The sequence below is a fragment of the Paenibacillus jiangxiensis genome, assembly GCF_046098255.1.
Taxonomy (GTDB): domain Bacteria; phylum Bacillota; class Bacilli; order Paenibacillales; family Paenibacillaceae; genus Paenibacillus; species Paenibacillus jiagnxiensis.
The window spans coordinates 30216-43885 of sequence record NZ_JBJURI010000009.1 but is presented as its reverse complement, the minus strand read 5'-3'; the positions used below and the strand labels follow the sequence as shown (position 1 = coordinate 43885).

The 13670-nt window shown below is 49.1% G+C and carries 13 protein-coding genes; 8 read left to right on the top strand and 5 right to left on the bottom strand.

What is annotated here, in order from left to right; all coding sequences use genetic code 11:
* The first annotated feature begins 452 nt into the window (after positions 1-452).
* Both ACI1P2_RS10870 and ACI1P2_RS10865 read left to right on the top strand, forming a co-directional pair.
* Positions 453-647: a hypothetical protein gene (locus tag ACI1P2_RS10870; RefSeq protein WP_355319595.1), complete on the top strand. Its 195-nt coding sequence runs from the start codon at positions 453-455 to the stop codon at positions 645-647.
* Positions 648-914: 267 nt separating this feature from the next.
* Positions 915-1610 (top strand): MIP/aquaporin family protein, encoded by a 696-nt coding sequence (locus tag ACI1P2_RS10865; RefSeq protein ID WP_355319593.1) that lies wholly within the window; start codon positions 915-917, stop codon positions 1608-1610.
* Positions 1611-1798: 188 nt separating this feature from the next.
* Here the strand turns inward: ACI1P2_RS10865 and ACI1P2_RS10860 are convergent, their stop codons facing one another.
* Positions 1799-2164, bottom strand: coding sequence for a winged helix-turn-helix transcriptional regulator (locus ACI1P2_RS10860; protein ID WP_355319829.1), 366 nt, complete (start codon positions 2162-2164; stop codon positions 1799-1801).
* A gap of 170 nt (positions 2165-2334) precedes the next feature.
* Here ACI1P2_RS10860 and ACI1P2_RS10855 point away from each other — a divergent pair, with 170 nt between their 5' ends.
* The gene (locus ACI1P2_RS10855) at positions 2335-2871 is read left to right on the top strand and encodes a dihydrofolate reductase family protein (RefSeq protein ID WP_355319591.1); all 537 of its coding nucleotides are present in this window, start codon (positions 2335-2337) and stop codon (positions 2869-2871) included.
* Between the two features lie 109 nt (positions 2872-2980).
* On the opposite strand, the gene ACI1P2_RS10850 is transcribed toward ACI1P2_RS10855, so the two are convergent.
* Together ACI1P2_RS10850 and ACI1P2_RS10845 are read right to left on the bottom strand one after the other, a co-directional pair.
* Positions 2981-4978, bottom strand: a complete 1998-nt coding sequence (locus ACI1P2_RS10850; protein ID WP_355319589.1) for an acyltransferase family protein — start codon at positions 4976-4978, stop codon at positions 2981-2983.
* Between the two features lie 369 nt (positions 4979-5347).
* Positions 5348-5848: a DinB family protein gene (locus ACI1P2_RS10845; RefSeq protein WP_355319587.1), complete on the bottom strand. Its 501-nt coding sequence runs from the start codon at positions 5846-5848 to the stop codon at positions 5348-5350.
* A 253-nt stretch (positions 5849-6101) separates the two neighbouring features.
* On the opposite strand from ACI1P2_RS10845, the gene ACI1P2_RS10840 reads away from it, so the two are divergent.
* Positions 6102-6932, top strand: a complete 831-nt coding sequence (locus ACI1P2_RS10840) for a helix-turn-helix transcriptional regulator (protein ID WP_355319585.1) — start codon at positions 6102-6104, stop codon at positions 6930-6932.
* A gap of 164 nt (positions 6933-7096) precedes the next feature.
* Entirely contained in the window at positions 7097-8119 is a 1023-nt protein-coding gene (locus ACI1P2_RS10835; protein ID WP_355319583.1) for an ABC transporter substrate-binding protein, read from the top strand.
* A 120-nt stretch (positions 8120-8239) separates the two neighbouring features.
* Here ACI1P2_RS10835 and modB read toward each other — a convergent pair whose 3' ends face one another.
* A complete protein-coding gene (gene modB / locus ACI1P2_RS10830) occupies positions 8240-8899 on the bottom strand; it encodes a molybdate ABC transporter permease subunit (RefSeq protein WP_355319581.1) in 660 nt (219 codons plus the stop codon).
* Between the two features lie 8 nt (positions 8900-8907).
* Positions 8908-9762, bottom strand: coding sequence for a molybdate ABC transporter substrate-binding protein (gene modA, locus ACI1P2_RS10825; protein WP_355319579.1), 855 nt, complete (start codon positions 9760-9762; stop codon positions 8908-8910).
* Between the two features lie 230 nt (positions 9763-9992).
* Between modA and ACI1P2_RS10820 the strand changes: the two genes are divergently transcribed.
* The 3 genes from ACI1P2_RS10820 to ACI1P2_RS10810 all read left to right on the top strand — a co-directional run bounded on the left by ACI1P2_RS10820 (position 9993) and on the right by ACI1P2_RS10810 (position 13647).
* Positions 9993-10943: a helix-turn-helix transcriptional regulator gene (locus ACI1P2_RS10820; RefSeq protein WP_355319578.1), complete on the top strand. Its 951-nt coding sequence runs from the start codon at positions 9993-9995 to the stop codon at positions 10941-10943.
* A gap of 204 nt (positions 10944-11147) precedes the next feature.
* Positions 11148-12641, top strand: coding sequence for a hypothetical protein (locus tag ACI1P2_RS10815; RefSeq protein ID WP_355319577.1), 1494 nt, complete (start codon positions 11148-11150; stop codon positions 12639-12641).
* Between the two features lie 115 nt (positions 12642-12756).
* A complete protein-coding gene (locus tag ACI1P2_RS10810) occupies positions 12757-13647 on the top strand; it encodes a hypothetical protein (RefSeq protein ID WP_408976202.1) in 891 nt (296 codons plus the stop codon).
* Positions 13648-13670 lie beyond the last annotated feature (23 nt).

Here is a 13670-nt window from a genome sequence, read left to right as displayed (position 1 = left end):
ACCTAACATTCTATCGAGACACTGCAGGCAAACTTCATAAAGTGGTAAGAGACTCATATACTTTCTAAAAGAAGAAAGCTAGATTTACATATATTAAGGAGAAAAAAGCAAATTATTAACCGATAAGTTAATTCCCGTTACATGGTATTTCGATGTTCTCATAAAAAAAGGGAAGAAAGCACTTCAACAATTTGAGTAGAGGTAAATGATCTGATTTGCTTGAGTTTGAAGTAGCTTGGACTATCGTGTCGACCGGTTCACGGGCCACAAAGGTTACATTGCTGCCTTCTCCGTATCCTGTAAAACCTTCATCCGTTTCAATCCTGACGATGCTCGTTTTTTAATAATCAAGATTACCTACTATCCTTTGTGAGGGGACTCCTTCGACTAAATGAATCAGCTATCTTTTGGGAACACTGCTAAAGACGCACGAATCCAAAGGAGGTAAATCGATGAACGAGAACGAGAAAAGAAAAAAGCAGCTCGAACAAGCTCGTGCTAAAGATTCGACAGATGAAGGACGGAGCGGCGCCTTCATGATGCTTGACGCATGGAATCAGGATGGTAATCCCGGCGCAGTGGACGACGAGTTCGGCCCGGAAATGAAACAAGAGGATCCGCCGACACTCAATGGCAAGCCGACGTAATACATGAGTTTTCGTTTTATCCAGATGCACGAAGAGGGGCGGCAACGCCCCTTTCTTTTTATGATACGGCTCACAAGGTGAGTCCCTATAATATTTCGCTGTCATTTATAGTATGGTCCTAAAATCATCTCCAGGTCGTACATTGTTGCGCAAAAAAGTTCTCCGGATGATTCCCCTCTTTTTACGAAAATTCCAACTTTTTGTTCAGTTTTTGTCGATTTCCTTCGTTTATAATGGAATTGATTGATATTTTTTTAGGAGGTAGTTATGAATTCTTCGTTCAAAAAGTATGCAGCCGAATTCATTGGAACATTCGTGCTTGTTCTGTTCGGCTGCGGCAGTGCCGCTACGGCGGGAGGGGATCTCGGAAATTTGGGAATCGCCTTGGCATTCGGGCTGTCCATTGTAGCCATGGCCTACGTGATCGGTCCGATTTCGGGGTGCCATATTAATCCGGCGGTTTCACTCGCCATGCTTATTAACCGTAAACTCACAGGTGCCGACTTCATCGGATACGTTGTTGCGCAAATCGCCGGTGCTATTGCAGGCTCTGCCATTCTGTACGCCATCTTCGTCTCTGCGGGCATGCCCACAACGGGGCTCGGCCAAAATGGTTTCGGTCCTGGCTACGGGATCGGGATTTCAGCGCTGATGGCCGTCATCGTCGAAGTTGTGTTGACCTTCGTATTTATTTATACAATCCTCGGTGTGACATCCAATGAGAGCAATGGAAACATAACCGGCCTGGTGATCGGGCTGACGCTTGCTTTTGTACATATTTTGGGCATTGGCTTAACGGGAACATCCGTCAACCCTGCAAGAAGCCTGGCACCGGCGCTGCTGGTTGGCGGGACAGCTTTATCCCAAGTGTGGGTGTTCCTTATCGCACCGCTTGTCGGCTCCGTACTGGCTGCTGGGGTATACCAGTGGCTGAACATCAGCCGTAAGGGGAGCCGGGCGTAAGAAGAAAGGCGTCTGTCGACGGTATTCACACAGAAGGCAGACCGTGCTAGTGGAAGTTTTTCTTGCGATATAAGAAGAATGCTTCGGCTTTACTGAAAACTTATATATTCTCCAATCTAAAAAGAGGGGCAGTCCCATAAGTCATTGAAAATGGCTTATGGACTGCCCCTTATTTTATAAAAACGGATTCACTGGCTAACCTTTTCCACTTCTTCGCCCGTCTCGTTCCTATCTTCCTTTAGGTATGCGCCGTGCTCCTGAGTCCACGTCCACATGGCCTCAAATATCGGCTGCAAACCCTGCCCGGATTCGGTAAGCTCATATTCCACATGCAGCGGTACGCCAGGATAAAGAGTACGAGTGACGATTCCCTTCTCCTCCAGCATCCGCAACCGATCTGTCAAAGTTTTCGGACTAATGGGCTGCAGCTTGCGGCGCAGCTCTCCAAAACGCCGGGTCCCGTTAAACAATTCGAATAAAAGAAGAAGCGTCCATTTGCCGTCCAGAATCTCCAGGATAGGTTCAACGGTACCAGGACAGGATCGGTCCATCATAGCGATCACTCCGTAGTTCATTTTTTGAAACTATTGCACTTTTTTGTAACTACTTTTCAAATGTACCACAGCTCAATTATTATGTAAATCGAGAGATGGGGGGCTAGCCCGAACCGGGTGGCCGCATCCATCCGAAAAATATTGAACAGAACACAAGGAGGAATATGATTATGAAAACTATATTATGGGCAACTTTAACCGCCAACGGCAATTATGCGCAGTCCACCCCTGATAACCCGCCTAAAAAAGAAGCGCTGGACGACTTCGCGGCACATGCCAAAGCTGCGGGAAATTTCATTGTCGGACGCAGAACGTTTGAGCAGATGCAAGCCCCCGGCAGAGTCTCCCAGGAGGAACAGGCCAACGCGGATGGACCTTTCGCCGGGATGGATATCGTTGTCATATCCAACAGCATCCATGACATTCCGGGTGCAACGGTCGTAAGGTCTCCTCAGGAAGCCTTGAATTACTTGCAGCAAAAAGGCCATCAGACCGCTCTTATCAGCGGCGGAGCGGATATCCATAACTCCTTTCTAAACCAGGGACTTGTAGACGAAGTGATATTTAATGTGGCTCCTGTGCTCGAGGGCAAAGGGCTGAATCTTTTAATCGACCAAAACAACTACGGATATAAGCAAGTTCAATTGTTGGACTGCAAACCTCTGGGCGGTGGAGTCGTTCAACTGCGCTATTCGATTGACCGATAGATCAGCCTCACACGTTTACTCGCAGCCTCTATTGGAGCAAAAAAAGCCCTGAGCCCTTTGCCGATATCGGCAGGAAGACTCAGGGAATGATAGAGCATTATAATGTCCATTACTTACCAGCCACTACGTTCGCCACCAGGGTCGCATATGCTTTTGCTCCAGACGGATTCAAATGCACACCATCACTGGCGAAGAAGGCATCCTGTCCTTTGCTTGCGCTGTACCAGTCGACCACCGTTACGCGGGGGTCCTCTGCGGCAGCGGTGTTCAGCGCACTGTTGACAATGCTTTCCCATGGGCGGGGCACACGGGTGTTCACGAGAATAATTTTCTTGGCGCTGCTCAGCTTGGACAGCAGGTCATCCAGCTGTTCCTTTGTGAAGGAGCCATTTGTACCCAGCTCAACAATCACCTTGGAACCGAGCTGTCCATTGCTGCTCAGCTGCCGAATAACTGCGGAGGCTTCATTCATCTGCCTGCCTACCTTGCCGTCAATGATAATGCCTGGCATCGTCTGGCGAAGGTATGGCTCGATATCCAGCATAACCGAGTCTCCGATAGCGGTAACGCCTTTGCCGGAAATGATCCTGCTGAGCTTCTTCCGATTGTCCGCTGAGCCGGAATCTGCAGCTGTGCCGCCTGGATGTGTTGTGTCTGCTGGATCCTTCACGCTTGCCGGATCCTTCGTGCCTGCTCCGCCGGATGAAGAAGCTTTGGAACCGGATGAATCTGAGTCTGTGTCCTTTTTGTCCGTATAATCCTGCTTGCCGTCAGAGGTATCCTTCTTGCCCGCCGCTTCGGTGACATGATCTTTATTCTGTGCAGTCGTTTCATGCGACACATTCGTCGGGGACGTAGAAATGACGGGTTTTGCGGAAGAATCCGTCGGTACATCCCTATCCTGTCCTCTTACCGTCAGTGCATGACCAAGAGTCGCCGAGAACAGAATGAATACCAGTGCTGCCACGCCGCCGTACAACCAGAAACGTGTCGCGCGCTTCTTATATGTACGCTGCAGCACATGGCGAAAGCCCTTCTGCCGGATCGGCTGCTCGACATACCGCCAGGACAGCTCAGCCAGCGCCAGGCTGACGGCAACCTGGATGACAGCCTTCAGGATGGACGGATCGTCCGTATTTACCTGCGGTGTACTAAGTATAATGACCGGATAATGCCATAAATATAGTCCATACGATCTCTTGCCCAGCCAGCGCAGCGGCCTGCAGCCAATGATAGCGGCCAGACGGCTCGCCGGATGGGCGAGCACCGCGATCAGCAGCGCGGTAATGATGGCGATGATCAGCATGCCGCCGCGGTACAGGAAGGTCTGGTATTCATTCGTATGCCATACCAGCCAGATAAGCAGCAGCAGGGAAAGCGCTCCTGCCGTATCCAGGAAAGTCAGCGCCGGTGGCGACACCTGGGTCTTAAGCTTCCTGCTTGGCCAGACAACCGCCAGCGCCGCTCCGACCAGCAGTGCAAAGATTCGCGTATCGGTGCCGTAATAGACACGGCTTGGATCCTCGCCCGGTATGTACAGTAAGGCCATAAGCAGCGCCGAGATCAGCGACAGGCTGAGAATCCAGACCGACAGCTGCCCCCGCTTCGACAGGAACTTCAGGCCGAGCAGCAGCAGGAACGGCCAGATCAGGTAGAACTGTTCTTCGACGGCCAGCGACCACAGATGTCCGAGCGGTGATGCCGGCCCAAAGCTCTCAAAGTACGATACTTTATGAAAAATAAACCACCAGTTGCTAACATATAACAGGGCTGCCGGTATGTCTCCGCCAAGCGCTGACAATCTGGAATGGTCCCCGATCAGGCACCACAGCGATACAACCGCCACCATGACGAACATGGCCGGAAGCAGACGGCGGGCACGCCGCACCCAAAAGTCAGCCATATCAAACCGCCGATTGCGTTCCCACTGACCAGCCAGAATATCCGTGATCAGGTAGCCGGACAATACAAAGAATATCCCTACACCAAGCAGCCCGCCAGGCGCCCAGTCCGTGTTCAGATGATAGATTACAACAGCCAGCACCGCAAATGCCCGCAATCCATCCAATCCCGGCATATAACGATGAGGCTTGAGCGGCTTAGTCATAAATTAACCGCCCTTTATGTATAATCACTCCCGATAATCCGGTGAAAATGCTCGTCTGCGTTGACTTCTCTCTTTTCTCCATCCATGGAGTTCTGTCTATGATGCCACTCATTATTCTTATCCTCTCTTCGGGTAATCCTGTTCAGGCCCCTCGCGCCCGAACCAACCATTTCTCATTATATCTAAGTACACTATACCATTGATCTCAAACCAGTTAAAAATGGTTTACAGCAAAGCAACAAATTAGCAAAAAATAACTTCCGGTTTTCAAACAAAAAAGGAACCGTTTTCCGGTTCCTGCTCCTTTTTTCCTATTATCATCGTACGCGTTAATAGAATGACTGTTAATACGATTCTTCTTATACATTTTCAAAGCGGAGGCGTTTGTACCCCAAGGTGTATCCAGCCTTCCTTCGCAGGGCCGTATACTGCAGGCACTGGCAGCCCCGCTTGGCGCATAAGAACGGTAACCTGTCCGCGATGGTGAACAATGTGTTTGATCAATCCCATCAAGATCGTGGCATTCGACTCCATTCTGCCGAATGCATTTTGTATTTGCACCAAAGAATCATCCGTCCATTGCTCTTTAAGAGCGTTCACAACATTAGCGCTTACCGTTTGAAAGGTTTCCGCGATTTCCTTCGCAGAGGGCACCTCGCCCGGATTCGGGACCTTATCTATCGAAAGTCCGAACTCAGTCAAATAATCCGGGATATTCGTTACAAAATGCCATGCAATTCTTCCCAGCGTCCGGCCTTCGGGATATACTTGCTGCTGCAGCGCCTCATTTGTCAAACTGTCTAAAACTTTCCGGGTTAATGCGGCCTCGTTCTTCCATTCTGTGATAAAACCCTCAACTGTCGTATACATCCAATCATCCCCTCGTTTTTTATATGTTCAGTGTCAAAACATAGTTTAGCCTTGCTAACACCAATCTTAATCTCTAATAGTGACAATCGCTGTCATAGTTATAATTTTTTTTGCGACATGTCTGTTGCCAGATAAGCAGTCGACAGCAAAGCCGTTTGTATTGCAGTGGAGGGGTATTTTTTCTATAATGGCTTCGTAACCTGTTATTGATAATGAATCTCATTTAGAAGCAATGGATTGGGAGGCTCTCCGGATGTCGCGGACCTATGAGGAACTTGCACAATATTTTGCCACTACACCCCTTCAACTGTTTGGTGTGTACCGTACACAGCTGGAGTGCAACCGCATCTATAGCGGACATGTTCATAAGCCTACCGCCAAATGCGCTGTCATCGTCCCGCTCGAGGGGGAAGCCACATTCGTCTTCGACGAAGTGGAGCATTACATGATGAAGCCCGGCCGCATCCTGATCGGAGGAGCAGGCAGACGGCTGCAGGTTATTTCGGGTGCACATGGCTTCCGGTACTGCCTGACTCATTACCTGCCGGGCGGGGTTGACGAAAAGAAGGGTTATCGGCGGCCAGGAGACATTTCCTTTATGGAGATAACACTAGATCCGGAGCTGCTGAGGCTGGTGGAGCTGCTGCTGAACGCCGCTTCCTCACCTGATTCGATGGACAAGCTGAAGCAACGCTCGCTATTTTATCAGCTTATCACCAAAGTGCTGCAAGCGGAGCGCTACCACCAAAACAAGGACAGCTATCCCGTTATTGAGGACGCCATCCGGTACATTCAGTCTCATTTTGCCGAGCCGCTGACACTGACCAAGCTTGCCGAACGTTACCAATTAAAGCCCAAATACTTCTCCTATCTGTTCACCAAATATACCGGAACAGGCCCCATTGAATATCTGATCCATTACCGGATGAATAAGGCACACGAGTGGCTGTTAACAAAGCAATTTTCCGTAGCCGCTGTTGCCAAGAGCATTGGATATTCCGACCCGTACTATTTCAGCAGATTGTTCAAAAAATATAAAGGGGTTGCACCCAGTCAAGTAGACCTCAACAGCACAGAAACATGAACTGCGGCAATGTCATCTTGCCCGTACGATACAGTCTGTCGCGTGAAATTGTCCATCATCGTTCAGGAATCTCTTCATTCTCATTGGATGCGTGTGATGATACTATGAAGAATGTAATTGATAACGATTATCATCTTCCAAAAATAGAGAGAGGGCACACAACTATGAAAGTTCGTCACACCCCATCGTGGTCTGTCTTTTTTACTGGCATGATCAGCTTGCTGCTGCTTCTGAGCGCCTGCTCAAGCAATACGCAATCTGCTGATGGAAAAACGTCCAGCCCGCCGCCAAACACGGCCGGGCAAGAAGCAGCGGGTTCCACTGCATTCCCGCGCACGATCGAAGCGGCCAACGGCAGCATCGTCATTAAGAAGAAGCCGAAGCGTGTCGCCGTCGTTCATTGGGGATACGTCGATTCCATCCTGCTGTTCGATTTGAAGTCGGTCGGCCTCGCGCTGCCGTTCACGAAGAACGACTCTTCCCTCGGTACCGACACGTATAAGCCATACGTCGACAAGCACGAAGAACTTGCTATCGTTGGTGAGAACACGACTGTCAACATGGAGGCACTACTGGAATATGCGCCAGACCTCATCATTGCAGGCAATGCGACCAATGCCCAGTTGACGGATCAGTTGGAGAAAATTGCGACAACCGTTGTCATTGATGAAGCATACACCGACGTATGGAGCAATTGGCCGGCGCTGGTCACGATGTTCGGAGAAATATTAGGGCAGGAGGATGTCGCGGAGCAGTTCATCACCGGTTATCAAGCCAAGCTGCAAGACGCCAGGGAGAAGCTGGCCGATGTCAAGGGAACGGTCGCATTCCTTCAGGTGCGGAACAACGCCGTATGGCTGGGCGGAACTAACTTCTTAACCCCCTATTATGACAAAGGCCTCGGATTGAAGGCACCGGACAGTCCGGTGATGACGAAAGGCGCCGAGCTGACAATGGAAGGATTAAGTGCGCTGAACCCGGACCATCTGATTCTGGGCTATTTCAACGATGACAATCCGTCGGCAGCCTCCCTGACAGACGAGTGGGAGAAGACCGATGTCTGGAAAAGCCTGAAGGCGGTTAAGAGCGGGCAGACACACGCCGTCAACGGTGCTCTCGCCATGAGCTACGGCCCGCTCGGCAATACCTATGGCATCGAGGCCGTACTGGAAGCATTGGACAAATAAAGAACGGTATCACAAAGAAGCTTTCCCCTTCGGCGGGGAAAGCTTCTTTTGCCTGCACCTACGCATCAAGTTACTGACGCCACGCTTAACGTTAATATCCCTCTCTAACATAATCCTGAACTACTCCTTCTGCCTGGTCAGAAACAGCAGGATAAAGGAAATGATCATCATGGAGCCCGTCCAGGCCCATGCCATCGTCATATTGCCGGCATCCACCGCCACAAATATGGCCGTAGGAATGGTCTGTGTTTTCCCCGGAATATTGCCCGCTATCATTAATGTCGCCCCAAACTCGCCAAGCCCGCGAGCAAATCCGAGAATATAGGCGGAAGCAATCGAACGGTAAGTCAAAGGAAGCGTGATGTACCTGAACACCTGCCATTCATTAGCTCCGGTGGAGCGCGCAGCCTCTTCCAAAGCCTGATCTACGGCAGAAACCCCCACCTTCATCGTTTGATACACCAGCGGGAAAGCCACTACGACCGCAGCGATCACGGCTGCCCACCAGGTAAATATAATTGGCGCGTTAAATAGCCATTCAATCCATTGTCCAAACCAGCTTTTGCGCCCCAGTATGACCAATAGGATAAAACCTACCACTGTAGGCGGAAGAACCAACGGCAGCATAAAGGCTGTCTCAACCACTGTTTTTCCTTTAAACGTTTGGCGAGACATCCACCAGGCGGCAGCCACACCAAGTACAATAACAATTAGACTGGACAGCACCGACACCTGCAGAGACAGCTTAATCGGTACCCAGAATCCCTCCCAATTTATCATGGCCACAATCAATTCGGGATGGAAAATCCGTACTTCACAAAAACGTCAAGCGCTTCTTGGGTCTGCAAATAGTTGTAAAAATCTTCGGCCTCTTTATTATGCTTCGTCGCCTTTACAATGCCAATCGGATATTCAACTGGTGTGTAGGATTTGGGATCCACAGTAAAAGCAACTTTTACTTTATCCGAGGTTAATGCGTCTGTTTTATAGACAAACCCAGCATCTGCATTTCCTGTTTCTACATATTGAAGAACCTGTCTTACGTCTTTCCCTTGCACCATTTTGGACTGCAGAGAATCCCAGAGCTTCGCGTTTGTGAGCGCTTCTTTGGCGTAGCCTCCCGCAGGTACACTTTCAGGAATGCCAATGGCAATGTTCTTCACATCGGACTTGGACAAATCGGCGATGCTTGCAACGGGTGCACTTCCATCTGCCGCAACAACAGCTACCAATTCGTTGCTTAATAAGTTTTTCTGTTGATTGGCATCAATAAGTTGGTTATCCACGAGTGCTTTCATGTTCTTGGTTGCGGCAGACAGGAACAAGTCGGCAGGCGCTCCCTGCTCAATTTGCTGCTGCAGCGCGCCGGATGCGCCGAAGTTAAAATTCAATTTGATATTCGGATTTTTCGTTTCATAAGCCTGCTGAATCTCCTTCAGCGCATCTGTCATGCTTGCTGCCGCTGATACAGTCAATTCAACGCTTTCAGCCGCTTCCGTGGTTTGAGCATTCGTCGTTTGAGCATTCGTGCCTAAAGCTTGTGAACCGGCACTATCTTTCGCTGCCGTACCGCAACCCGCCACCACTAACATTAGGGCTATAACAATCGATAAAACCACACTAATCTTTACATTTTTAAACATAAGACCCCTCCGAAAAGATACCCAATTATAACTAAACAAGGATATTATACTTTTTCGGAAGATCTTTTGTAAACCAAATATATCTACTTATATCTAATTTTAATATAACATTAAAATTTTAAACATTTGAGCGAGCAGGGATTCACGTACAGCGCTTGGCTTCATTCAATTGTGTTATAATTAGACTCAAAAACCAACCAGCTTTTACAGCTAACCGGGAGGATCATGATATGTCCAGCGACATGTCTTATACAACAGAAGAAATCGCCAAGCTTTTAAAAATATCAAAGCTCACCGTATATGATCTCATCAAAAAAGGGGAACTGCCCTCATATCGGGTCGGCAAGCAAATGCGGGTGGATGCCGCTGACCTGGAGGCGTACAAACAACGGACAAGAATGGTTCCGATACCGGGCCCATCTGCTGAGGTTCATTCACCCGTACATGCCCAACCGCCGGCTTCCTTCAGCGCAAACCGCCCCATCGTGATCACCGGGCATGACATTAGTCTGGATATTTTGGCCAAGCACATGGAACAGGCAATCCCCGGCGTTCGGCCTTTGCGTTCGTTTGTCGGCAGCCTCGACAGCCTGATTTCCATGTACAAAGGTGAGGCAGATATCGTGAGTACCCACCTCCTGGACGGAGATACCGGGGAATACAACCTTCCCTATATCCGAAAGCTGCTTGTCGGTTCTTCCTATGTGGTCGTCAACCTGCTTTCCAGAAATGCAGGACTGTATGTACAGCAAGGAAATCCATTCGGTCTTACGCAGTGGTCCGACTTAAGCCGTCCAGGATTGCGATTCGTGAATCGGGAAAAAGGGGCGGGGGCCCGCGTATTGCTTGACGAACAGCTCCGACTTCACGGTATCAAGCCTGAGCAGCTTGCCGGATATGACAATATACAGACCAACCATCTCGGTGTGGCGACGAAGGTCGCCTCCGGCGAAGCCGACGTTGGCGTAGGCATAGAAAAAACCGCCTCAATTGTCGGGCAGATTGAATTCATTCCTTTGATCCGGGAGCGCTATGATCTTGTGATGCTTAAAACACCGTCGAGTCAGACCTGGATTCCTGCTCTCTTGCAAATTCTGCAATCCGACACCTTCAAAAAAGAGCTGCAGGCGATTCCAGGGTTTGATTTCTCCCGTACGGGAGAAATCTTGTTTGAAGCCTGAGGACCAGCGCGTTAGTAGGCTCAAAAAAGCAAAAGAGGACACAGCCATTTTCACGGCCGTGCCCTTTTTTGCTTTATATGAAAATCAAAGGCGGATAAGACGAAATAGTGAAATCTTCCTAGGACCCTCTTCCCAATCTAGTAAAATAGGGATATAATCATCTCGAAGTAATATATTTCCAGAATAGAAAGGAGTTTTGTGCCAATGAGGAAAACGCTTTCTATGTTTGTCGTTATGACTCTGGTTTTCACCTTTGCTTTTGGCTTCAATGCGTTTGCCGCCGAGCCCGCGCCGGAGGACAGGAATATCCCTGATGCCCTTGCCGCACAGAAGGTGCAGCAGCCGAGCGAAGAGGTTATTTCCACCCTTGCCAAAGGCACTCCTGAGATGGATTTATCTAAATTGGAGCAGCATCAAGTAAAGACATCCGCAAGTTTGGAGTCTTCCTCAACAGATTTGGAATCACAAGACGGACTGATTGCGGCAGCACGCTCAATCAGCGCTGCAGAAGCGACTTATACATACACGGACAACATCAGCGCTACAGCGGTGACTTATACGTACACGGGCTACATCGAACGAGAAGGTTCGTCCGCTTATTTATACCCTTATTACGTACAGCCGGGAAGTATTCTTCAAGTTCAACTGGATAGTCCGGCATCGGCGCAGCTTGATTACGATCTTTACCTCTACGAATTTGATATGACCACAGGCGAGTTGAACCCGAATCCGATAGATTACTCCATTTACGGAACATACTTGAATAATTATGGCAATGGAACGAAAACCCTGGCCGAAAATGTGGGCACAAAGAATGCCACTTCCGGTCAAAAAGCCTACTTGATCGAGGTCCATGGTGCAGTTGGAGGCAGCATTAACGAGCCGTTTTATTTAACCGTCTCCACCAGCTCAACCTATGATGCTTACGAGACGGACGAGAATGCCTTTCATGCCTATTCTCTCACGGTAGCGACAGGAGGTTCTACTCTTGCAAGCCGCTCCATAAATTCTGAGGTGGATCAGGATTGGTATACCGTTACCGTTCCGGCAAGCAGAAATTATGACACCATGCATATTGATTTAGATCAGGCGTCCGTGGGCAATGGCTACAAAGCAGAATTGTACGGCGCTTTAAGCAATAACCGGATGGCTTTGCTCCCCTCCAACAATGGCAATGTGTCACTGGGAACAGGCACTTATTATCTGCGCGTATATACGACAAACACCTATTCGGATACCAACTATTCGCTCCATCTGCAGCCGGTATTAAGAGCTGACAAAGTAATAATAACGGGCTATAACTCCCAGGGTGGCCCGAACGATTATCCGGGCTATGCATACGGACGGCACTACCGGATTACAGGAAACAGCTTTACTGTAACAGGTGTTGCCACTACCTCGGATGGCTATGCCGTTGCCAATACGGAAGTCGAGGTCACCTGGGTCAACGACTATTGGTCTGAAGGCAGCGGCAACAGGGTTCGCAGCGGGAAAGCAATGACCGGCAGCAACGGTCAATTTTCCGTGACGTTATCCCTGCCCCCTTCTACCGGCAGCATAAGCCAATTCCTGCCTGGTGCAATAAGCTTCACTCACTATTATGACCTCTGCGGTGTGGCTGCGCAGGTAACAAGTCAACCAAGCGCGATCACCACGGATGTTGTATATCATTTTGCCTATAGCATCTACGAGGGTTAATTCAACAATAAAAGAGCAATGGCGGTGAAAAAAAGCCGCTCATTGCTCTTTTAATATAAATGATTGAGAAGAATGTTCCGATAACAATGGATAGAAGAGGAAAATCATATTGATTATGAAAGGGACGGTGCAGGATTCTATGAAGATTTACAGCTCAACTCAGCATAGCCTGAATTTATACGAAAACCTGAAAAAGCACACCGAGAAACCCGACTTGGTCACAGGCACGGTTCCCGGACTGTGGCATGCCCCCGACACAGTGGAAATCAGCCCTGCTGCCAAACAATTGGCAGCATCCGATATCGTGAATCATTCCGCCACCTATGTTGGATCTGCTCAAATCCATGATTCGCTTAACCGCCTTCTCCAGGATCAGCCTTCAGCGGTGAAAGAAGCTGTGTACGGCATTATTCAATCCAATTTCATTACAAACGTAACCGGCGAGGAGGAAAGAGCAGCATTATTGGAGTTGGGACTCACTCAAGCCCAGTATATAGCGGACAATTACATGAAAGAGGACAAAGCAGCGGAATTTATGGACACGATCCGGCAAATCGGAGCCATCTCCAAAACCGGAACCGTCGATCCTGAAACGAAAGCGGTTCATTACGAAACACCCCCGCAAAGACCTGTCGGGGCCCCGGACGACTATATCAATTTGGGCGATATGATGCGGAAATTCGAACCGGAAACGCTGGACAAGCTCGAGGAAGCTGTGATGAACGGAAAGGATTGGAACAGCATTCTTCAGTCTTTTGCCAAGAAAGTGGCGGCTCGCGAGGATTGGGTGAAGCAGTACAGAGAGGAAACGGCCAACCGCAATGAGCAGTTGAAGGAAAGCCTCGGCGAAAACAGATTTGCGAATGCTTCTACTGCCGGTTTGACGGACTTTTCCAACGATATCAAGGGTATTATTTCCAGTATCGGACTTGGTAATACGGGATTCCTGAGAGATAATCTGGAGGCTTTTATCCGAACACTGGGAAGCACAAATAAGGTAAAATGAACGGAAGCCGGAATACGAAAGGA

Coding starts and splice junctions, on each gene's coding strand:
- ACI1P2_RS10870 (WP_355319595.1), top strand. CDS start 453: ATGAACGAGAACGAGAAAAGAAAAAAGCAGCTCGAACAAGCTCGTGCT.
- ACI1P2_RS10865 (WP_355319593.1), top strand. CDS start 915: ATGAATTCTTCGTTCAAAAAGTATGCAGCCGAATTCATTGGAACATTC.
- ACI1P2_RS10860 (WP_355319829.1), bottom strand. CDS start 2,164: ATGATGGACCGATCCTGTCCTGGTACCGTTGAACCTATCCTGGAGATT.
- ACI1P2_RS10855 (WP_355319591.1), top strand. CDS start 2,335: ATGAAAACTATATTATGGGCAACTTTAACCGCCAACGGCAATTATGCG.
- ACI1P2_RS10850 (WP_355319589.1), bottom strand. CDS start 4,978: ATGACTAAGCCGCTCAAGCCTCATCGTTATATGCCGGGATTGGATGGA.
- ACI1P2_RS10845 (WP_355319587.1), bottom strand. CDS start 5,848: ATGTATACGACAGTTGAGGGTTTTATCACAGAATGGAAGAACGAGGCC.
- ACI1P2_RS10840 (WP_355319585.1), top strand. CDS start 6,102: ATGTCGCGGACCTATGAGGAACTTGCACAATATTTTGCCACTACACCC.
- ACI1P2_RS10835 (WP_355319583.1), top strand. CDS start 7,097: ATGAAAGTTCGTCACACCCCATCGTGGTCTGTCTTTTTTACTGGCATG.
- modB (WP_355319581.1), bottom strand. CDS start 8,899: ATGATAAATTGGGAGGGATTCTGGGTACCGATTAAGCTGTCTCTGCAG.
- modA (WP_355319579.1), bottom strand. CDS start 9,762: ATGTTTAAAAATGTAAAGATTAGTGTGGTTTTATCGATTGTTATAGCC.
- ACI1P2_RS10820 (WP_355319578.1), top strand. CDS start 9,993: ATGTCCAGCGACATGTCTTATACAACAGAAGAAATCGCCAAGCTTTTA.
- ACI1P2_RS10815 (WP_355319577.1), top strand. CDS start 11,148: ATGAGGAAAACGCTTTCTATGTTTGTCGTTATGACTCTGGTTTTCACC.
- ACI1P2_RS10810 (WP_408976202.1), top strand. CDS start 12,757: ATGAAAGGGACGGTGCAGGATTCTATGAAGATTTACAGCTCAACTCAG.